Annotated in this window: 19 protein-coding genes; 13 read left to right on the top strand and 6 right to left on the bottom strand. The window is 60.2% G+C overall.

Going from position 1 to position 20,915, the window contains the following annotated elements:
- The first annotated feature begins 27 nt into the window (after positions 1–27).
- A complete protein-coding gene (gene gcvH, locus CQ009_RS00700; RefSeq protein ID WP_064389477.1) occupies positions 28–411 on the top strand; it encodes a glycine cleavage system protein GcvH in 384 nt (127 codons plus the stop codon).
- Between the two features lie 250 nt (positions 412–661).
- Positions 662–3,535 carry an aminomethyl-transferring glycine dehydrogenase gene (gene gcvP / locus CQ009_RS00690; RefSeq protein ID WP_105704620.1) on the top strand — a complete coding sequence of 958 codons (2,874 nt, stop codon included), beginning with the start codon at positions 662–664 and terminating at the stop codon, positions 3,533–3,535.
- 187 nt (positions 3,536–3,722) lie between these two features.
- On the opposite strand, the gene CQ009_RS00685 is transcribed toward gcvP, so the two are convergent.
- From CQ009_RS00685 to CQ009_RS00675, 3 genes are all read right to left on the bottom strand, one after another.
- The gene (locus CQ009_RS00685; protein WP_171057234.1) at positions 3,723–4,043 is read right to left on the bottom strand and encodes a DUF2388 domain-containing protein; all 321 of its coding nucleotides are present in this window, start codon (positions 4,041–4,043) and stop codon (positions 3,723–3,725) included.
- 66 nt (positions 4,044–4,109) lie between these two features.
- Positions 4,110–5,894, bottom strand: a complete 1,785-nt coding sequence (locus tag CQ009_RS00680; RefSeq protein ID WP_105704619.1) for a GspE/PulE family protein — start codon at positions 5,892–5,894, stop codon at positions 4,110–4,112.
- Between the two features lie 92 nt (positions 5,895–5,986).
- The gene (locus CQ009_RS00675; protein WP_105704618.1) at positions 5,987–6,325 is read right to left on the bottom strand and encodes a hypothetical protein; all 339 of its coding nucleotides are present in this window, start codon (positions 6,323–6,325) and stop codon (positions 5,987–5,989) included.
- Positions 6,326–6,451: 126 nt separating this feature from the next.
- On the opposite strand from CQ009_RS00675, the gene CQ009_RS00670 reads away from it, so the two are divergent.
- A complete protein-coding gene (locus CQ009_RS00670) occupies positions 6,452–6,916 on the top strand; it encodes an Lrp/AsnC family transcriptional regulator (protein ID WP_016983809.1) in 465 nt (154 codons plus the stop codon).
- Positions 6,917–7,053: 137 nt separating this feature from the next.
- On the opposite strand, the gene CQ009_RS00665 is transcribed toward CQ009_RS00670, so the two are convergent.
- Positions 7,054–8,424 carry an inorganic triphosphatase gene (locus tag CQ009_RS00665; RefSeq protein ID WP_064389472.1) on the bottom strand — a complete coding sequence of 457 codons (1,371 nt, stop codon included), beginning with the start codon at positions 8,422–8,424 and terminating at the stop codon, positions 7,054–7,056.
- A gap of 156 nt (positions 8,425–8,580) precedes the next feature.
- Between CQ009_RS00665 and argE the strand changes: the two genes are divergently transcribed.
- Together argE and argA are read left to right on the top strand one after the other, a co-directional pair.
- Positions 8,581–9,726: an acetylornithine deacetylase gene (argE, locus tag CQ009_RS00660; RefSeq protein WP_105704617.1), complete on the top strand. Its 1,146-nt coding sequence runs from the start codon at positions 8,581–8,583 to the stop codon at positions 9,724–9,726.
- Positions 9,727–9,979: 253 nt separating this feature from the next.
- The gene (gene argA / locus CQ009_RS00655; protein ID WP_064389470.1) at positions 9,980–11,278 is read left to right on the top strand and encodes an amino-acid N-acetyltransferase; all 1,299 of its coding nucleotides are present in this window, start codon (positions 9,980–9,982) and stop codon (positions 11,276–11,278) included.
- 129 nt (positions 11,279–11,407) lie between these two features.
- Here argA and tauA read toward each other — a convergent pair whose 3' ends face one another.
- Positions 11,408–12,394: a taurine ABC transporter substrate-binding protein gene (tauA, locus tag CQ009_RS00650; protein ID WP_301303259.1), complete on the bottom strand. Its 987-nt coding sequence runs from the start codon at positions 12,392–12,394 to the stop codon at positions 11,408–11,410.
- A gap of 367 nt (positions 12,395–12,761) precedes the next feature.
- On the opposite strand from tauA, the gene CQ009_RS00645 reads away from it, so the two are divergent.
- The 8 genes from CQ009_RS00645 (at position 12,762) to CQ009_RS00610 (ending at position 20,051) form a co-directional block, all read left to right on the top strand.
- Entirely contained in the window at positions 12,762–14,105 is a 1,344-nt protein-coding gene (locus CQ009_RS00645; protein ID WP_064389468.1) for an OprD family porin, read from the top strand.
- Positions 14,106–14,402: 297 nt separating this feature from the next.
- The gene (locus CQ009_RS00640; RefSeq protein ID WP_064389467.1) at positions 14,403–15,041 is read left to right on the top strand and encodes a peroxiredoxin; all 639 of its coding nucleotides are present in this window, start codon (positions 14,403–14,405) and stop codon (positions 15,039–15,041) included.
- A 334-nt stretch (positions 15,042–15,375) separates the two neighbouring features.
- Positions 15,376–15,969, top strand: a complete 594-nt coding sequence (gene ssuE / locus CQ009_RS00635) for an NADPH-dependent FMN reductase (protein WP_064389466.1) — start codon at positions 15,376–15,378, stop codon at positions 15,967–15,969.
- Between the two features lie 90 nt (positions 15,970–16,059).
- Positions 16,060–17,040, top strand: a complete 981-nt coding sequence (locus tag CQ009_RS00630; protein WP_064389465.1) for a sulfonate ABC transporter substrate-binding protein — start codon at positions 16,060–16,062, stop codon at positions 17,038–17,040.
- A gap of 25 nt (positions 17,041–17,065) precedes the next feature.
- Positions 17,066–18,214, top strand: a complete 1,149-nt coding sequence (gene ssuD / locus CQ009_RS00625) for an FMNH2-dependent alkanesulfonate monooxygenase (protein WP_018928626.1) — start codon at positions 17,066–17,068, stop codon at positions 18,212–18,214.
- Positions 18,215–18,222: 8 nt separating this feature from the next.
- On the top strand, positions 18,223–19,005 hold the full coding sequence (ssuC, locus tag CQ009_RS00620) for an aliphatic sulfonate ABC transporter permease SsuC (protein ID WP_003229260.1): 783 nt from the start codon (positions 18,223–18,225) through the stop codon (positions 19,003–19,005).
- Positions 19,002–19,808 (top strand): aliphatic sulfonates ABC transporter ATP-binding protein, encoded by an 807-nt coding sequence (ssuB, locus tag CQ009_RS00615; protein WP_007913838.1) that lies wholly within the window; start codon positions 19,002–19,004, stop codon positions 19,806–19,808. Before ssuC ends, ssuB begins: the two co-directional genes overlap by 4 nt.
- Positions 19,809–19,835: 27 nt before the next feature.
- Positions 19,836–20,051 carry a molybdopterin-binding protein gene (locus CQ009_RS00610; protein ID WP_003229256.1) on the top strand — a complete coding sequence of 72 codons (216 nt, stop codon included), beginning with the start codon at positions 19,836–19,838 and terminating at the stop codon, positions 20,049–20,051.
- Between the two features lie 160 nt (positions 20,052–20,211).
- On the opposite strand, the gene CQ009_RS00605 is transcribed toward CQ009_RS00610, so the two are convergent.
- Positions 20,212–20,838 carry a TetR/AcrR family transcriptional regulator gene (locus tag CQ009_RS00605; protein WP_034151970.1) on the bottom strand — a complete coding sequence of 209 codons (627 nt, stop codon included), beginning with the start codon at positions 20,836–20,838 and terminating at the stop codon, positions 20,212–20,214.
- Positions 20,839–20,915 lie beyond the last annotated feature (77 nt).

Raw genomic sequence — 20,915 nt, 5'->3', positions numbered from 1 at the left:
CTGACCCAATTCCCGAGGACACCGAAGATGAGCAATATCCCCGCTGAACTGCGTTTTGCCGAGAGTCATGAATGGGCACGTCTGGAAGCGGACGGCACCGTCACCGTGGGCATCAGCGATCACGCGCAGGAAGCGCTGGGCGACGTGGTGTTCGTCGAACTGACCGAAGTCGGCAAAGTCTTCGCCGCTGAAGATCAAGCCGGTGTGGTTGAATCGGTGAAAGCCGCGTCCGACATCTATTCGCCGATCAGCGGTGAAGTCATCGCGGTCAACGAAGAGCTGGGTGGCTCCCCGGAACTGCTGAACTCCGACCCGTACGGCGCGTGGATCTTCAAGCTCAAGCCAAGCGACAAGGCCGAGCTGGACAAGCTGCTGGATGCTGCCGCTTACAAGGCTGCCATCGGCGAGTAAGCATTAAGCAACACCGCAAAGCCCCGACCCGTCGGGGCTTTTTCATGCACGATGCAATCCCCTGTAGGAGTGAGCCTGCTCGCGATAGCGGTGGGTCAGTCAGCCTTAAGGTGTCTGAAGGAACGCTATCGCGAGCAGGCTCACTCCTACAGGGGTATGCGGTGCACTGAAAATGGGTTGCCACATCGGCTGCTATGCTGGTTTGACCGTGTTGCATTGACGCCGAGCGCCAGCCAAGAGAGAGCCCGTCATGTCCCAGTTGCCGTCCCTGAGCCAGTTACGCGACCCTGATGCCTTCCTGCGCCGCCACCTCGGCCCCGATGCCGCCGAGCAACAAGCGATGCTCGACAGTCTCGGCCTCGGCAGCCGCGTCGAGCTGATCGAGCAGACCGTGCCGCCGGGCATTCGCTTCAATCGCGCACTGGATTTGCCACCGGCGCTGGATGAACAAGCCGCACTGGCCAAGCTGCGTGGTTACGCCGAGCAGAATCAGGTCTGGACCAGCCTGATCGGCATGGGCTACCACGGCACCCTCACCCCGACCGTTATCCTGCGCAATGTGCTGGAAAATCCCGGCTGGTACACCGCGTACACACCCTATCAACCGGAAATCGCCCAGGGCCGGCTCGAAGCGCTGCTGAATTTTCAGCAACTGACCATCGACCTCACCGGTCTGGAGTTGGCCAACGCCTCGCTGCTCGATGAAGCCACGGCAGCGGCGGAAGCGATGGCGCTGGCCAAGCGTGTGGCGAAGTCGAAGAGCAATCTGTTTTTCGTCGATGAGAACTGTCATCCGCAAACCATTTCCGTGGTGCAGACCCGCGCGGAAGGTTTCGGCTTCGAGCTGATTATCGACGCTGTGGACAACTTGAAACAGCATCAGGTGTTCGGCGCGCTGCTGCAGTATCCCGACACCCACGGCGAGATTCACGATCTGCGGCCGTTGATCGATCACTTGCATGCGCAACAGGCGCTGGCCTGCGTCGCGACGGATTTGTTGAGTCTGTTGTTGCTGACGCCGCCGGGCGAATTGGGCGCGGATGTGGTGTTCGGTTCGTCTCAACGATTCGGCGTGCCCATGGGTTACGGCGGCCCGCATGCGGCGTTCTTCGCCAGCCGTGAGGAATACAAACGGGCGATTCCCGGGCGGATCATCGGCGTGTCGAAGGACGCCCGGGGCAATGTGGCGCTGCGCATGGCCCTGCAAACCCGCGAGCAACATATCCGCCGCGAGAAGGCCAATTCGAACATCTGCACGGCGCAGGTGCTGCTGGCCAACATTGCCAGTTTCTACGCGGTCTATCACGGGCCGGAAGGTCTGAAGCGCATCGCTCAGCGGGTGCACCGGCTCACCTGCATTCTGGCGGCGGGACTTGAGCGAAAAGGCATCAACCGGTTCAATGCGCAGTTTTTCGACACGCTGACGCTGGACGTCGGCGGTGCGCAAACGGCGGTCATCGAAAGCGCTCAAGCTGCACAGATCAATCTGAGAATACTCGGGCGCGGTCGAGTGGGGCTGAGTCTCGATGAGACGTGCGATGAGAGCACCGTGGCCAAGCTGTTCGATGTGCTGCTCGGTGCCGATCATGGATTGAACGTCGACGAACTTGATGCTGAAGCGCTTGTTTCCGGCATCCCCGACAGCCTCCAGCGCAAAACACCCTACCTGCGCCATCCGGTCTTCAACGCCCATCACAGCGAAACCGAGATGCTGCGCTACCTCAAACAACTGGAAAACAAGGATCTGGCACTCAATCAGTCGATGATCCCGCTGGGCTCCTGCACCATGAAACTCAACGCCACCAGCGAAATGATCCCGATCACCTGGCCGCAATTCGCCAACCTGCATCCGTTCGTGCCGCGCGAGCAAGCCGTCGGCTACACGCTGATGATCGAAGAGCTGGAGCGCTGGTTGTGCGCGATCACCGGATTCGATGCGATCTGCATGCAGCCCAATTCCGGTGCGCAGGGCGAATACGCCGGGCTGCTGGCGATTCGTAAATACCACGAGAGCCGGCAACAGGGCGGGCGCGATGTGTGCCTGATTCCGTCGTCAGCCCACGGTACCAACCCGGCCTCGGCGCAAATGGTCGGGTTACGGGTGGTGATCGTCGAGTGCGACGAGGCCGGCAACGTTGATCTTGATGACTTGAAAGCCAAGGCAGCGGAGGCCGGGGCAAAACTGTCGTGCCTGATGGCAACCTATCCGTCGACCCACGGCGTGTACGAGGAGGGCATCAGCGAAATCTGCGACGTTATCCACCAGCATGGCGGTCAGGTGTACATGGACGGCGCCAACCTCAACGCGCAAGTCGGGTTGGCGCGGCCGGCGGACATTGGCGCTGACGTGTCGCACATGAATTTGCACAAGACCTTCTGCATTCCCCATGGCGGCGGCGGGCCGGGCATGGGGCCGATCGGCATTCGCGCGCATCTGGCGCCGTTCGTCGCCAATCATCCGGTGGTGCCGATTGACGGGCCACAAGCGCAGAACACGGCGGTCAGTGCGGCGCCGTGGGGCAGTGCGAGCATTCTGCCGATCAGCTGGATGTACATCGCCATGATGGGCCCGCAACTGGCGGACGCCAGCGAGGTGGCGATTCTCGCGGCGAATTACCTGGCGCAGCATTTATCCGGTGCGTTCCCGGTGTTGTACACCGGGCGCAACGGCCGGGTCGCGCATGAATGCATTCTCGATTTGCGGCCATTGAAGGCGCTGACCGGAATCAGTGAGGAGGACGTCGCCAAGCGCTTGATGGATTACGGTTTCCATGCGCCGACCATGTCCTTCCCGGTGCCGGGGACGTTGATGGTCGAACCGACCGAGAGCGAATCGAAGGCTGAACTGGACCGGTTTATCGGCGCCATGTTGAGCATTCGCGCAGAAATCACCGAAGTGCAGAACGGCAATTGGCCGGCCGAGGACAACCCGCTCAAACGGGCACCGCATACGCTGGCGGATGTCACCGGAGTTTGGGAACGGCCCTACAGCATCGAGCAAGGCATCACCCCGGATGCGCACACCAAGGTGCATAAATATTGGCCGGCGGTGAATCGGGTCGACAATGTCTACGGCGATCGCAACCTGTTCTGCGCCTGCGTCCCGGTGGACGATTACCGCTGATACTCAGGTTTACACAGTTCCCCTGTAGGAGTGAGCCTGCTCGCGATAGCGGTGTATCAGGCAAATTCTCCGGTGACTGATTCACCGCTATCGCGAGCAGGCTCACTCCTACAAGGGATTGTGCTGATCCTGTAATCCGGGCAAAAAAATGCCGCTCGATTGAGCGGCATCTTTGTGTGCGAAAGGCTTACTCGGAAGCCACGGCGTTCTTCGCCAGAATCGCGTTTGCCAATTCCATATCAGTCGCCTGCAGGCCCGGATTGTCGGCGCGGACTTTCTGCATCGCCGCTTCCAGATACGGCCCACGAATCCCGCCGTCACTGGCGACGAAACTGCCGGCGTCGTCCTGGGCAGCGATGATCAGCTTGTGATCCTTGAAGGTCAGGTAGGTCGAACCGGTGGTGGCACCGGACGAGATGACGTTACGCCAAAAGCTGTCCGCCATGGCCGAACCAACGGGAAGGGACAGCAAGGCCAGTGTGGCGACAGCAAGTTTGAGACGCATGATGAGATGACTCCTGGGGGTTAACTGTGGCGTTGGATTGCCAATCCCCCGATCCAGTTCCGTGACGAGCTATTTCAGCTCACTCTGCGGCGTCACCCGCAGCACCTCCTCAACCGTCGTCAGCCCAGCCGCGACTTTCTGCGCACCGGACAGGCGCAGGCTGCGCATGCCTTCCTTGAACGCCTGGCGGTGGATTGCCGTGAGATCGGTGTCCGGGGTGATGAACGCCTTGAGGCTGTCGCTCAGTTGCATGATTTCATAGACCCCGGCGCGGCCGTGATAGCCGGTGTCGCGGCATTCGAGGCAGCCTATGGCGCGTTGCGCATTGCTCGGCAGCGGTGCCTGCCAAGGGCGGGTCAAGGTTTGCCAGTCTGGCTCTTCGAGATTCAACGGCGCCTTGCAGTACGGGCACAAGGTGCGCACCAGACGCTGAGCCATGACCCCGAGCACGGTGGCCTTGATCAGGTAATGCGGTACGCCGAGTTCGAGCAGGCGACTGATCGCACTGGGGGCGTCGTTGGTGTGCAAAGTCGACAGCACCAAGTGCCCGGTGAGCGCGGCCTGAATGGCCATTTCGGCGGTTTCGAGGTCGCGGATCTCGCCGATCATGATGATGTCCGGGTCTTGCCGCATCAACGCACGCACGCCGGCGGCGAAGCTCAGGTCGATGTTGTGCTGCACCTGCATCTGGTTGAACGCCGGCTCGACCATTTCGATCGGGTCTTCGATCGTGCAGAGGTTCACTTCCGGCGTCGCCAGTTTTTTCAGCGTGGTGTACAACGTGGTGGTTTTACCCGAACCGGTTGGCCCGGTGACCAGAATGATGCCGTTGGGCTGACGGGTCATGTCCTGCCAGCGCCGCAGGTCATCGGCGCTGAAACCCAGTTGGTCGAAATCCTTGAGCAGCACGTCCGGATCGAAAATCCGCATGACCATTTTTTCGCCGAACGCAGTGGGCAACGTCGACAGGCGCAGCTCGACTTCGCCGCCGTCTGGAGTCTTGGTTTTGACCCGGCCGTCCTGGGGTTTGCGCTTCTCGGCGACATTCATTCGGCCGAGGCTTTTCAGGCGACTGACAATCGCCATGGTCACCTGCGGCGGGAATTGATAAACGTTGTGCAGCACGCCGTCGATACGAAACCGCACCGTGCCTTGCTCGCGCCGTGGTTCGATGTGGATATCGCTGGCGCGTTGCTGGAAGGCGTACTGGAACAGCCAGTCGACGATATTGACGATGTGCGCGTCGTTGGCATCTGGCTCCTGATCGCTGGCGCCGAGGTTAAGCAGTTGTTCGAAGTTGCCGAGGTTGCCGCCCTGGGCGTCGGCACTGCTGGCGCCGCTGACCGATTTTGCCAGGCGGAAAAACTCGACGCTGAAACGCTGGATATCCGCCGGGTTGGCCACAACCCGTTTGATCGGCAGTTTCAACACGTGAGTCAGATCGGCTTCCCAAGCGGTGACGTAGGGCTGGGCACTGGCCACGGTCACCGAATCGCGGTCAACCGCTATCGCGAGAATCCTGTGCCGTTGCGCGAAGGCGTAAGACATCAGCGGGGTGATTGCGGCGACGTTGATTTTCAACGGGTCGATACGCAAATACGGCTGGCCGGCCTGCTGCGCCAGCCACAGGGTCAGGCTTTCCAGGTCGAGGTGTTTGCCCGGACGGCTGAGGTCGTCGAGCTGCTGGCTGGCGATGAATTCCAGCGGGTGCATCTGGCCATGGGCGGCGTGGCGGCGGCGAGCATTCAGCGCCTGCTCTGCAGCGTCCTGGCCGATAAAGCCTTGGGCGACCAGTTCACGCAACACATCATTGAGTTCCAGCCAGCGGTCCTGAGTGGCGAGTTGAACGGACATGCGGGCTTCCTTTTGAGCGACAGTGCGCAAAAGGATAGTCGCGGCCCCGCTGACCGTTGGGCCACTACCCGACGAAGGCGTTGCCGGATTTGTCAGCCAGCGGCTTGCGCAGGGGCGTCCCAAGCGCTGTCGGCGTTTTGCAGGTTCACCGAGCAAACACTGATCAGGTTACGAAGTTTTTCCGCGATCACTTGTGCGCGATGCCAGCTCAAACCGCCCATGACCAGGTCGATCGACATCACGTCGTCCATCCGCTGCACGTTGACCTGCTCGGGTGTAAGGAATTGCAAGGCGAACAGATTGAGCACGCGCACCAGCAGATCCGGCTCGGCCTCGGCGAGGATTTGATACTGCGCCAGGCAATGGGCGTTGTTGACGTTCCAGACGTCGGCGCGGGTGGGCGTGGTGGTGACGGCTTCGAGGTGCGGCATGAGGAGTCTCCAAAATCTCTGGAGGAATTTTTACATTAGGTGCGGGGTATTTCTTGGCTATGATCGGCTTTATTGGCGAATGATCGACTGGATCAATTCGCAGAATATTCCATTAGAGGTTTTTATATGCACAGCGAGCTGGACAGCTACGACCGCAAGATTCTCGCCCTGCTGCAAGAGGACGCATCACTGTCGAGCGCACAGATCGCCGAGCAGGTCGGCCTGTCGCAATCGCCGTGCTGGCGGCGGATTCAGCGGATGAAGGAGGAGGGGATCATTCGCGGTCAGGTGACCTTGCTTGATCGCAAGAAGATTGGCCTCAACACGCAGATCTTTGCCGAGATCAAACTCAACGCGCATGGGCGTTCGAACTTCACCGAGTTCACCGAAGCGATTCGCGGGTTTCCGGAGGTGCTGGAGTGTTATGTGCTGATGGGCGCGGTGGATTTTTTGTTGCGGATTGTCGCGGCGGACATTGAGGCGTATGAACGGTTCTTCTTCGAAAAGCTGTCGCTGGTGCCGGGGATACAGGAAGTGAATTCGATTGTGGCGCTGTCGGAGATCAAATCCACCACCAGTCTCCCGGTCTGACCCTGATCGTTCCCACGCTCCGCGTGGGAATGCCTCAATGGACGCTCTGCGTCCGCTTTGGGACGCGGAGCGTCCCGGGCTGCATTCCCACGCAGAGCGTGGGAACGATCAGCGTGGGAATGATCATCACAGAGGTGTTACATGCGCAGGAGCATTTTCCATGCGCGATTCTGGTAAACCGCAATCGCCTGCTGCTTGCGTGCGTCGAGCAGTTCGTCAGTGATCGTCGGCTCGTTGGCCAGTTGCGCCAGCTTGTTCAGCTCGCCGTACAAGCGATCCATTTCCGGGATCTCCAGCACGTTACGGGCGTGATGCAGCCAGACCTGAATGCGCTCGATACGCGGCAGTTGTTCGGCCAGATCTTCCGGCTGCTGCTGATAACGCTGCAACTGCAGGGCCGTCGCTTCTTCGCCCAAGGTGCGCGGGAGCCAGCTGTGCAACTGCGCGCCGCCCTGACGGTTGCCACGCACGTTGCGCTCGGCGGTCCAGGTGCGAGCCAGCAACCAGCGCGAAGTGTTCAGCGAGAACAGGCCCCAGCGCGGGTCTTCGAGTTCTTCGAGGAACTGCTCTGGGGCAGCTTTGCGCACGTCTTCGTCTTCGATACCGGCCTGTACCAGCGGGCGCCAGTCTTCCAGCAACGCATCCAGAGCAACGCGCAAGTCGTGGGTCGACTGACGCGGTGCGGCCTGGCCGAGGCTGCTGAGCAGGGCGCGCATTTCCGCGAGGTTCTCGACCCAGTCGAGCAACAGGCGCCAGTGACCATTGAAACGATACTGTTCCGCCAGACGCTGACTGCTGCCGAGCAAGTGCCAGCTCAGTGCGGCGAAGGCGTCGTCGAGCTGGGTTTCTGCGGTCAACTCCGGCGCCGGCAGGCTCAGCGAGTAGCTGTTGGCGTCGTACAGACGATAGCCGCGCTCAGCCTTGCTGATGTCGCACGGCATCAGTGCCAGGGTTTCAGCCAGTTCAGCGGCGAGCTCCAGCAGCGCGGCGGGCTCGCCTTCGCGCAATTCCAGTTCCAGCTCGCAGATTTCTTCTTTCTGCTTGCCGACCACAACGTGACCGAGGTCCAGCGCGGCTTCGATGACCACTTTCGTCTTGCCACGGCCCCAGGCGATTTCGGCGCGTTCGCGGACGAAATCGGTGGTGAAGATCGGCTTGAGGGTTTTCTTGTCCAGCTCGGCCAGCGACTCGGGCCAGCATTCGCCGTCGAGTTTCTTCACGTCGAGCTTGGCTTTCGGCAACTTCCAGTCGTATTCGTTACGCTCGGACAGACCGGCGACGCTCTGGCCACGGGTCTTGAGGGTCTGAATCACTTCGTCACCGTCCTTGCGCAGGCGCAGGGCGACTTTCGCCTGGGCCAGATCGCGCTCGGGCGTGTCGAAGTACTGGTTCATCAACTCACGGCGTTCCCAGCCACTTTTGTTGCGTTTCTTCAGTAACGGGTGCTCGCGCAGGGCGGCGAGGGTTTCGCGGCTGACGCGGAGTTTGATTTCGGTTTCTTTCTGCATGGCCGGAAAATCCAGGATCGGGAGCGCAGCCGGGGGAATATGTGGCTGCCAAGGCCGTGCAGTGTACAGGACTGATTCGTCCTACGCCCTGCGGCGGTTTATTCCTGACGCCGGATGGTTCTATGATGGACTTCAAATCGGGAGTTGGAGTCAGCGATGCCTTTGCCGTCCATGCAAGACCAGTTCGCGGCGCTGATCGCCGCGCCGTCGGTCAGCTGTACCCAACCGAACCTAGATCAATCCAACCGGGCGGTGATCGATTTGCTCGCCGGTTGGCTGGGCGACCTGGGTTTCAGCTGCGATATCCAGCAGGTCAGCCCCGGCAAATTCAACCTGCTCGCCAGTTTCGGCAGCGGCCCCGGCGGGCTGGTGCTGGCCGGGCACAGCGACACGGTGCCGTACGACGATGCGTTGTGGCAGACCGACCCGCTGAAGCTCACCGAAGTCGATGGCCGCTGGGTCGGCCTGGGCAGTTGCGACATGAAAGGCTTTTTCGCGCTGATCATCGAAGCCGTGCAGCCGCTGCTCGATCAGCCGTTCAAGCAACCGTTACTGATCCTCGCCACCTGCGATGAAGAAAGCTCAATGTCCGGCGCCCGCGCACTGGCTGAGGCCGGGCGTCCGCTGGGCCGTGCGGCGGTGATCGGCGAGCCGACCGGGCTCAAGCCGATCCGCATGCACAAAGGCATCATGATGGAGCGCATCGACATTCTCGGGCAGAGCGGCCATTCGTCGGATCCGCGCCTGGGTCATAGCGCCCTCGAAGCGATGCACGATGCGATTGGCGAACTGCGCGGCCTGCGCCTGCTGTGGCAGCGTGAATTCAACAATCCGCAGTTCAGCGTGCCGCAACCGACGATGAACTTCGGTTGCATCCATGGCGGTGACAACCCGAACCGCATCTGCGGCCAGTGCTCGCTGGAATTCGACCTGCGGCCGTTGCCGGGGATGGACCCGAAAGTCCTGCGCGCGGAGATTCTGCGCAAGCTCAACCCGGTGGCCGAGCGGCATCAGGTGAAAATCGACTACAAACCATTGTTCCCGGAAGTGCCGCCGTTCGAGCAAGCCGAAGACGCTGAACTGGTGCGCATCGCCGAAAAGCTCACCGGTCACAGCGCCGAAGCAGTAGCGTTTGGCACCGAAGCGCCCTATCTTCAGCGCCTTGGCTGCGAAACCATCGTGCTCGGCCCCGGCGACATCGCCTGCGCGCATCAGCCCGGCGAATACCTTGAAATGTCACGTTTGCAGCCTACCGTGCATCTATTACGGCAACTGATTGAACATTACTGCCTGAAGAATTGAACGCATCCCTTGTAGGAGCTGCCGAAGGCTGCGATCTTTTGCTTTTGTTTCAGAAGATCAAAAGATCGTCCGATCGCGGCCCGAGCCTGCGGCAGCTCCTACAGGGGCAAGTCGTTAAATTAGTGGGAATCCAACCCGTATTCATGAGGAGAGCGCGCGTGTCGCCAAGCCTGTTCCGACGATAACCATCAGCCCGCTGTGAGTTTTCCGTTTCGCCCCTTTTTAGGCTGCTATTTATTACAGGCCCAGGTTCATGCCCGAATACGTCAATTGGCTTCGCCACGCATCTCCTTACATCAATGCCCACCGCGACTGCACCTTCGTCGTCATGCTGCCCGGCGACGGCGTCGAACATCCGAATTTCGGCAACATCGTCCACGACATCGTCCTGCTGCACAGCCTTGGCGTGCGTTTGGTGCTGGTGCACGGTTCGCGCCCGCAGATCGAAACCCGCCTCGCTGCTCGTGGCCTGACCCCGCATTACCACCACGGCATGCGCATCACCGATGCCGCTACGCTGGAATGTGTGATCGATGCGGTTGGTCAGCTGCGCATCGCCATCGAAGCGCGGCTGTCGATGGACATGGCCTCGTCGCCGATGCAGGGCTCGCGTCTGCGCGTGGCCAGCGGCAACCTCGTCACGGCGCGGCCGATCGGCGTGCTGGAAGGCGTCGACTATCACCACACCGGCGAAGTGCGCCGGGTCGACCGCAAAGGCATCAACCGTTTGCTCGACGAGCGCTCGATCGTGCTGCTGTCGCCGTTGGGCTACTCGCCGACCGGTGAGATCTTCAACCTGGCCTGCGAAGACGTCGCCACCCGCGCTGCCATCGATCTGGGCGCCGACAAGCTGCTGCTGTTCGGCGCCGACCTCGGCCTGATCGACGAGAACGGCAAACTGGTGCGCGAACTGCGTCCGCAACAAGTGCCGGCGCATTTGCAGCGCTTGGGCAGCAACTATCAGGCGGAATTGCTCGATGCTGCAGCCGAAGCTTGCCGTGGCGGCGTGGCGCGCAGCCATATCGTCAGTTACGCCGAAGACGGCGCGCTGCTGACCGAGCTGTTCACCCGTGACGGTGGCGGTACGTTGGTGGCGCAAGAACAATTCGAATTGGTCCGCGAGGCGGCGATTGAAGACGTCGGCGGCTTGCTCGACCTGATCAGCCCGCTGGAAGAGCAGGGGATTCTGGTGCGTCGTTCGCGCGAAGTGCTGGAGCGCGAGATCGAGCAGTTCAGCGTGGTCGAACGCGAAGGCATGATCATCGCCTGCGCGGCGCTGTATCAGATTGCCGATTCCGATGCCGGTGAGCTGGCATGCCTGGCGGTGAATCCGGAGTATCGCCATGGCGGTCGCGGCGATGAACTGCTGGAACGCATCGAAACCCGTGCACGGGCGCAGGGCTTGAAAACCTTGTTCGTGCTCACCACGCGTACTGCGCACTGGTTCCGCGAGCGTGGGTTCGAGCCAAGCAGTGTCGAGCGCCTGCCAGCGGCGCGGGCGTCGCTGTACAACTATCAGCGTAACTCGAAGATCTTCGAAAAAACCCTCTAACCGAGTTGGTCCATTCGATCGTTCCCACGCTCTGCGTGGGAATGCCTCAACGGACGCTCCGCGTTCGGCTTTTGATGGGACGCGGAGCGTCCCGGGCTGCATTCCCACGCAGAGCGCGGGAACGATCAATTACTCGGTGATGAATTTGGCGCTCACGTACGGTGAGTAGTCCGGCAGCACCGTTTCAACCTTGCCCTGTTCCTTCAAAAACTTTGCCGTTTCGCCAATCGCCTTCGCCGTGCCGCCGTCCAGCAGCGCCGTGGTTTGTTGTGCCTTGGCATCCGGGAATGCGGAACCGGCAAGCAATTCCGGCACGTCGGCGGCATTGGCACCGGTCAGTTTGGCGATTTTCTGTACAGGCACCGAGTCAGCCGTCCAGCTGTCTTTGTGCGCCGCGTAATCAGCAAACGAGTCCAGCGTGACCTTGGCAAACTTTGCTACAACCTCTGGATGCTTCTCGGCAAAATCCTTGCGAGCCACCCAGACTTCGAAGGTCGGCGCGCCCCACTGACCGACCTGCGCCGCATCGGTCAGGGTCTTGCCGGTCTTGCGAATTTCACCCAGCGCTGGCGACCAGACAAATGCCCCGTCAATATCGCCGCGCTTCCACGCTGCGGCGATCTCTGCGGGTTGCAGGTTCACCACTTTGACTTTCGAAGCGTCCAGACCCCAATGCTTCAGGGCACCGAGCAGGCTGTAATGGGAGGTGGAAACGAAGGGTGTGGCGATGGTCTTGCCGACCAGATCCTGCGGGGTATTGATGCCGCTGCCATTGCGCACCACCAGTGCTTCGGCGGCGTTGATCTGCGCCGAAACAATGAACGCCACGATCGGCAGATTACGCGAGGCCGCCGCCGCCAACGGGCTGGAACCGAGATTGCCGATCTGCACGTCGCCCGAAGCAATGGCTGTCACAACTTCCGGGCCGCTGTTGAAACGACGCCAGTCGATCTTCTCGCCAATGGTTTTCTCGTAGACACCGTCAGCCTGCGGGACTTTGCTCGGGTCGATACCGGTTTGGTAGCCAACGGTGAGGTTGGCTGCCTGTGCGGAAAAAGAAAATATCGCCGATACACAAACTGTAACAAATTGACTCGATAGTGCGCGTTTGGCCATGATGGCGTCGCCTTTTGGATAGGGTTTGACGTGATTTGAATACGCCAAAGCTAATCGATCTAAAAAAAGGCTAACAAATACCATTTAGGAATGAGCTTAGTAGCCGATATCCTGTATCCCGCTGCAGGTGGCCATTAATGGGCCATATACTCGAATGGTATTAAAAAGAATTAAATAATTCTTTTTTTGGTTAACGGGAAATCAGTAATCTGCAGGGACCAAATCACTGCGATTAGACCTTGGTCGTAGACATACATAGTTACGATTGACTTGTCGGTCACGGTCTGGCGCTAATCGCGCATCTTAGGATCCAGGGCAATAGACCCGGGACCAGGAACACAAAAATTAGAAACGAGAGGAGCTTTACATGAACAAGTCCACCTTGGCCCTGGCTGTGGCCGTAGGGGTTTTGGCGCAGCAGGCAGGCGCCGCCGGTTTCATCGAAGACAGCAAGGCAACTCTGGGGCTGCGTAACTTCTACATCAACACCGACAACCGCGACGGCACTGGCCCGAACAAGAACGAAGAGTGGGGCCAAGGCTTCGATCTGCGTTTCATCTCCGGCTACACCCAAGGCACCGTCGGCTTCGGTATCGACGCCATCGGCCTGCTGGGCGTGCGTCTGGATTCGGGCGGCGGCACCAACGGCAACAGCGGTACCGCTTACGGCGGCACTGTGTTCCCGAGCGAATCCAACGGTAAAGCCGTGGACAACTTCTCCAGCCTGGGTCTGACTGCCAAAGCCAAGATCTCCCAGACTGAACTGAAGCTCGGCACTCTGCAGCCGAAGAACCCGGTAATCGTCACCAACGACGGTCGTCTGCTGCCACAAACCTGGCAGGGTGGCCAGATCACTTCCGGCGAAATCAAGGACCTGACTCTGGTCGGCGGTCAGATCGAAGCTGTGAAAGGTCGTAACTCCAGCAACAACGAAAACCTGTCCATCAGCGGTGCAAACACCCGTGGTACCGGTTTCCGTGACAGCAACAAGTTCATCTACGCCGGTGGTGACTACAAGATCACCAAAGACCTGACTGCCCAGTACTACTACGGCAACCTGGAAGACTTCTACAAGCAGCACTTCCTGGGTCTGGTTCACAACTGGGCAATCGGCCCGGGCGTATTGAAATCCGATTTCCGTTACTTCAACAGCTCCGATGACGGCAAAAACGGTACCGATCCAGCCTACTACAGCACCGGTAACTACACCGGCGTGCGTAACGGTCGCGGTGAAGTCGACAACAACCTGTACAGCGGCCTGTTCCTGTACACCGTTGAAGGCCACACCTTCGGTGGCGGTTACCAGGTTTCCAATGGCAGCAGCGACTTCCCTTGGCTGAACCAGGGCGACGGTTCGTCGAACTACACCATCACCGACATGCAGATCCAGAAGTTCGGTCGTGCCGGCGAAAAAACCTGGCAGGCTCGCTACTCGTATGACTTCGCTAAAGTTGGCGTACCTGGCCTGACCGCCGGTGTGGTTTACCTCAAAGGCGATTCGATCGATACCGTTGGCACCAACGGTCGTGAGAACGGTTCGAACAGCTCCGAGTGGGAACGCGACTTCACCATCGGTTACGTTGTACCGGAAGGTCCGTTCAAGAACGTCGGCCTGATGTGGAAAAACGCTGTATGGCGCACCGATCTGCCGAGCACCCGTTCGCAGGACGAAAACCGCCTGATCGTCAGCTACTCGATCCCGCTGCTGTAATAGCGCGTCTCGATTCGTTGATGTAAAAAAAGCCCCGTCCGGCATCGCGCCGGACGGGGCTTTTGCGTTTTCGAGTCAGGCTCACCCCCGTAAGCCCTCCCCGAAATTCCCCTCTTTACAGCAACTCAAGGCCTTCTCGAACCTTGCGGCCGATGTTCGTCGGGATGCCGCCGGGCGTCCAGTGAACAGATGTTTAATATTCATTTATGATCTAGATATCTATTTATTTATTCTTTTTCATGATGGCAAATCCCGAGCTACAGTTGAGTTCTCCAATACCTCATCAGGAGCAGCACCATGAGCCTCAGACTCGGCGACATCGCCCCCGACTTCGAACAGGATTCCAGCGCCGGCAAGATTCGTTTTCACGAGTGGCTGGGCGATAGCTGGGGCGTGCTGTTCTCCCACCCGGCAGACTTCACCCCGGTGTGCACCACCGAACTGGGCTTCACCGCCAAACTCAAAGATGAATTTTCCAAGCGCGGCGTCAAAGCCATCGCCTTGTCGGTCGACCCGGTGGATTCGCACCACAAGTGGATCGAAGACATCAACGAAACCCAGAACACCATCGTCAACTTCCCGATCCTGGCCGATGCCGATCGCAAGGTTTCGGATCTGTATGACCTGATCCACCCGAACGCCAATGACACGCTGACCGTGCGTTCGCTGTTCGTCATCGATCCGAACAAGAAGGTTCGCCTGACCATTACTTACCCGGCGAGCACCGGGCGTAATTTCCACGAGATTCTGCGGGTGATCGATTCGCTGCAGCTCACCGACAACTACAAGGTGGCTACACCGGCCAACTGGCAGGACGGTGAAGAGGTGGTGATTGTGCCTTCGCTCAAGGATGAAGATGAGATCAAGCAGCGCTTTCCGAAGGGCTATCGCGCGGTGAAACCGTACCTGCGCCTGACGCCACAGCCGAATAAGTGATCTCACCGGGCAGATCGTTCCCACGTCGAGGCGTCGAACCGTCCGCGTGGGAATGCCGCCCGTGACGCTCCGCGTCACAGTGGACGCGGAGCGTCCATGGATTCATTCCCACGCAGAGCGTGGGAACGATCAGTGGTAGCTACTAAGCAGGGGATTTCAGGCCGTTTCGACGGCCTTTTTTTTCGCCTGAAACAACGCAGACCTTATATCTCCAAAAAGCATAACCAAATGAATAAATATGATTTATGGATATATAAATCAGCTGGTAAGGTCACTCCCATCGAAGCGAGATCGCAACCCGCGAATCGCCTGTAATGCTTAAGGAATTGTCTCAATGCTGGTCGTCTCACTCGGTGGCAGTCCCAGCCTGCGCTCCCGTTCCGGGGTGCTGCTGGAACGCTCGCAACGCTGGTTGCAGGCGCAAGGCGTGGAAGTGGTGAGTTATCAGATTCGGGATTTCCCGGCCGAAGATCTGCTCCACGCCCGCTTCGACAGCCCGAAGGTGCTCGACCTGCTGCAACAGATTGAAAACGCCGACGGCCTGTTGATCGCCACACCTGTTTACAAAGCGTCGTTCTCCGGCGCATTGAAAACGCTGCTGGATCTGCTGCCCGAGCGCGCCCTGAATCACAAGATTGTCTTGCCGATGGCCACCGGCGGCAGCATCGCCCACATGCTGGTGGTCGATTACGCCCTCAAGCCTGTGCTGTCGGCGTTGAAAGCCCAGGAAATGCTCCAGGGGATTTTCGCCGAGGACAGCCAGATTGCGTACGGCGAAGGCAGTGCCGCAGCACAACTGGCACCAGCGCTGGAGCAGCGTCTGCATGAAGCGCTGGACCAGTTTGTCGGCGCCATGGCCCGCCGGCCGAAACCGCTGGAGCCGGGTCTGTTGAACGAACGTTTGTTGAGTGCTCGCTGGAGCATTTAAGCCTCACCCGCATTTGATGTACTTCACCTTACTCAGCCGCTAACGGTTAAGCAGGTGCAGCCAAAACCCAACAGCAAAAAGGAGAGCGCTATGCGCACTGTATTTTTGCGTCGTGGTCTGGTCGCTCTGTTTGCTGCGGCTGTCACCTTCGGCGCCATCACTCAAGCTCAAGCCGAGACCCTTCGGATCGGTTACCAGAAGTACGGCACGCTGGTGCTGCTCAAAGCCAAGGGTACTTTGGAAAAACGTCTTGCCGCTCAAGGCGTCGACGTGCAATGGACTGAATTCCCCGGCGGCCCGCAACTTCTTGAAGGCCTGAACGTCGGCTCGATCGACTTCGGTGTCACCGGCGAAACTCCACCGGTGTTCGCTCAGGCTGCTGGCGCCGATCTGCTTTACGTCGCCTACGAACCGCCAGCGCCAAACAGCGAAGCGATCCTCGTGCCGAAAGACTCGCCGATCAAATCGGTGGCCGATCTCAAAGGCAAGAAAGTCGCCCTGAACAAAGGCTCCAACGTCCACTACCTGCTGGTGCGTGCGCTGGAAGACGCCGGACTCAAATACAGCGACATCCAAACCGTATTCCTGCCGCCCGCCGATGCTCGCGCTGCGTTCGAACGTGGCAGCGTCGACGCCTGGGTTATCTGGGATCCGTACCAGGCCGCCGCCGAGAAACAACTGCAAGCGCACACCCTGCGCGACGGCAAAGGCATCGTCGACAACCATCAGTTCTATCTCGCGACCAAGCCTTACGCAGAGAAAAATCCTCAGGTGATCAAGACTCTCGTGGAAGAAGTGCGTGCGGTCGGCGAGTGGTCGAAAGCCAATCCTGAAGACGTGACCCAGCAAGTCGCGCCACTGCTCGGCCTGCCGGCGGACATCACCCTGACCTCGGTGAAACGCCAGGGCTACGGCGCGCTGTTCCTGACCCCGGAAGTGGTCGCCGCGCAGCAGAAAATCGCTGACACGTTCTTCCAGCTCAAGCTGATTCCCAAGCCGCTGAGCATCAAGGATGTGATCTGGACACCACCGGCCGCTGTGGCCCAAAGCTCGGCCACCCAAGCCCAGTAACTCGAATTCCTAAGGAGACCACTCCATGAGCCTCAATATCTTCTGGTTCCTGCCTACCCACGGCGACGGCCATTACCTTGGCACCGCCGAAGGCGCTCGCGCCGTCGACCACGGTTATCTGCAACAGGTCGCGCAAGCGGCGGATCGTCTGGGTTTCGGCGGCGTGCTGATTCCGACCGGCCGTTCCTGTGAAGACTCGTGGCTGGTGGCCGCGTCGCTGATCCCGGTGACCCAGCGCCTGAAATTCCTCGTTGCCCTGCGCCCCGGGATCATTTCCCCGACGGTGGCAGCGCGGCAGGCAGCCACGCTGGATCGTCTGTCTGGCGGGCGTGCGCTGTTCAACCTGGTGACTGGCGGTGACCCGGAAGAATTGGCCGGTGACGGTTTGTTTCTCAGCCACGAAGAGCGTTATCAGGCCTCGGTGGAATTCACCCGCATCTGGCGTCGTGTGCTCGAAGGCGAAACCGTCGATTACGACGGTCAGCACATCAGCGTGAAGGGCGCGAAATTGCTCTATCCGCCGATCCAGCAGCCGCGTCCGCCGTTGTACTTCGGTGGTTCCTCGGAAGCGGCGCAAGATCTGGCCGCCGAACAAGTGGAAATGGTCCTGACCTGGGGCGAGCCGCCAGCCGCGGTGGCCGAGAAGATTGCACAAGTGCGCGCCAAAGCCGCCAAGCTCGGCCGCACCGTGCGCTTCGGTATTCGACTGCACGTGATCGTTCGCGAAACCAACGCTGAAGCGTGGCAAGCGGCGGATCGGCTGATCTCGCACCTGGACGACGACACCATCGCTCGCGCTCAAGCCTCGCTGGCGCGTTTCGATTCGGTCGGCCAGCAACGCATGGCCGCGCTGCACGGTGGCAGCCGCGACAACCTCGAAGTCAGCCCGAACCTGTGGGCCGGTGTTGGCCTGGTACGCGGCGGTGCCGGTACGGCGCTGGTTGGCGATGGCCCGACCGTGGCAGCGCGCGTGAAGGAATACGCCGATCTTGGCATCGACACCTTCATCTTCTCCGGTTATCCACACCTCGAAGAATCGTATCGCGTCGCCGAACTGCTGTTCCCGCACCTCGACATCGAGCGTCCGGAACTGCCGAAAAGCGCCGGTTATGTCAGCCCGTTCGGCGAGATGGTTGCCAACGACATTCTTCCCAAAGCCGCGTCGCAGAGCTGAGGCGCGCCATGAAGAAAATCATCCACAGCCTCGCGCCTTGGGCGTTGCCGGTATTGTTGCTGGCGGTGTGGCAGTTGTCGGTGTCGGCGGGTTGGTTGTCGACACGGATTCTGCCGGCACCGGTGGCGGTGATCGAAGCCGGCGTGAGCCTGGTGCGCAGCGGTGAAATCTGGACGCACTTGGCGATCAGCGGCTGGCGCGCGGCACTCGGTTTCACCATCGGCGGCAGCATCGGTCTGGTCCTGGGTTTCATCACCGGCCTGTCGAAATGGGGCGAACGCCTGCTCGACAGCTCGGTGCAGATGATCCGCAACGTGCCGCACCTGGCGCTGATTCCGTTGGTGATCCTGTGGTTCGGCATCGACGAGTCGGCGAAGATTTTTCTGGTGGCGTTGGGCACGCTGTTCCCGATTTACCTCAACACCTATCACGGCATCCGCAACGTCGATCCGGCGTTGGTGGAGATGGCGCGCAGTTATGGCCTGAGCGGTTTCAGCCTGTTCTGGCAGGTGATTCTGCCGGGCGCGCTGCCTTCGATTCTGGTTGGCGTGCGTTTTGCCCTGGGCTTTATGTGGCTGACGCTGATCGTCGCTGAAACCATTTCCGCCAGCTCCGGCATCGGCTATCTGGCGATGAACGCCCGGGAGTTTTTGCAGACCGACGTGGTGGTGCTGGCGATCCTGCTTTACGCGGTGCTCGGCAAACTCGCCGACCTTGCGGCCCGTGGACTTGAACGTGTGTGGCTGCGCTGGCACCCGGCGTATCAGGTTGCCAAAGGAGGTGCGGCATGACCGCTCAACAACCTCCACGCCTGCTGCGCGGGATACCGCTGGCCGTGCGCAACCTGCAGAAAACCTTCGGCGCGCGGCAAGTGCTGCGTGACATCGATCTGCACATTCCGGCGGGGCAATTCGTCGCTGTGGTCGGGCGCAGTGGTTGCGGCAAAAGTACTTTGCTGCGCTTGCTCGCCGGCCTCGATCAACCGACTGGCGGCGACTTGCTGGCCGGTTCTGCGCCGCTCAGCGATGCGCGGGAAGACACCCGATTGATGTTCCAGGAAGCGCGTCTGCTGCCGTGGAAGAAGATCATTGACAACGTCGGCCTCGGCCTTAAAGGCAACTGGCGTCCCAAGGCGCTCGAGGCGCTGGACGCGGTGGGGCTGGCAGATCGCGCCAATGAGTGGCCGGCGGCGTTGTCCGGCGGGCAGAAGCAGCGCGTTGCACTGGCACGCGCACTGATCCATCAGCCGCGTCTGCTGTTGCTCGACGAACCGCTCGGTGCGCTGGATGCGCTGACCCGGATTGAAATGCAGCAATTGATCGAACGTCTCTGGCAGCAACACGGCTTCACCGTGCTGCTGGTGACCCACGACGTCAGCGAAGCGGTGGCGATTGCCGACCGGGTGATTCTGATCGAGGACGGCGAAGTCGGCCTTGATCTGCATGTGGAACTGCCGCGCCCACGGGTACGTGGTTCGCATCGTCTTGCAGCGCTGGAAACCGAAGTGCTTAACCGTGTTCTTTCCCTGCCCGGCGAACCGCCGGCGCCGGAACCTGTTTCACCACTGCCTACGCAACTGCGTTGGGCTCAATAACTCAAGCAAACGACAGGAATCATTGCCATGACTATCAAAGCCATCAACGTCCGTAACCAGTTCAAAGGCTCGATCAAGGAAATCGTCCTCGGTGACGTGCTGTCGGAAATCGACGTGCAGACCGCTTCGGGCATTGTCACTTCGGTGATCACCACCCGCTCGGTCAAGGAGCTGGAACTGGTGGTCGGCAGCGAAGTGATCGCCTTTGTGAAATCCACCGAGGTGTCGATCGCCAAGTTGTAAGCCGGTGAGTAAAAAACAACCCCGGAGGGCGTGAGCCCTGCGGGGTTTTTTGTGATCGTTCCCACGCTCCGCGTGGGAATGCCTCTAGGGACGCTCCGCGTCCAGTGACGCGGAGCGTCACGGGCTGCATTCCCACGCAGAGCGTGGGAACGATCATGGCTCAGCGCTTGGGTAGATACGGCGGCAGATACAGCCCAATGTAGGCATCAAACACGCGCATCCCTTCCTCGGCCATGCGCGGCGTGATCTGCCCATGCTGCTGCACCGAACGCGCATAAACCCGGTCACCCAGCTCCATCGCCAAGGCAAACACATCGACATCCTCCGGCAGCCTCGGCAACTCGAAGTGATGATCGAACAACTTGTGCATCAGGTCGCCCAGCTCAATGTCATGCTGGCGGTCAGCCTGAGTGACTTCGGTCAGACCATGCTGCGCGAGGATCAACTGCCGTGCGGCGGCGTCTTCGTCGTAGATCTCCAGCATCCGTTGTTCGACCAATCGCGACAGGTCGCGCCAGTCACGCAGGGCTTCATGATCGATCGGCGCTTGCAGGCAGGCGCGAAATGCGGCGTGGACATCCGCCGTCAGCGCTTCGAGCAATGCCGGGACGCTGGCGAAAAAGTGGTACACGGAGGAGGGTGGAATCTGCGCGCGCTCGGCGACGCTGTAGATCGACAGACTCGCCACACCCTCAGCGGCCAGCAATGTACGCGCGGCGTCGAGTATTGAATCGATGCGCGCCTGGCTGCGGGCACGGGGTTTGCGGACGGGGGCGGGTCGCGTCATGGAAGTCTCCTGCGGGGCAGCGGGCATTGTACGAGCCGGCTCTTGTGTTGTCTTGTCGACCGCCATCGCTGGCAAGC

This window comes from Pseudomonas sp. MYb2 (assembly GCF_002979955.1).
GTDB lineage: Bacteria > Pseudomonadota > Gammaproteobacteria > Pseudomonadales > Pseudomonadaceae > Aquipseudomonas.
This window is presented reverse-complemented; position numbering and strand designations above follow the sequence as displayed.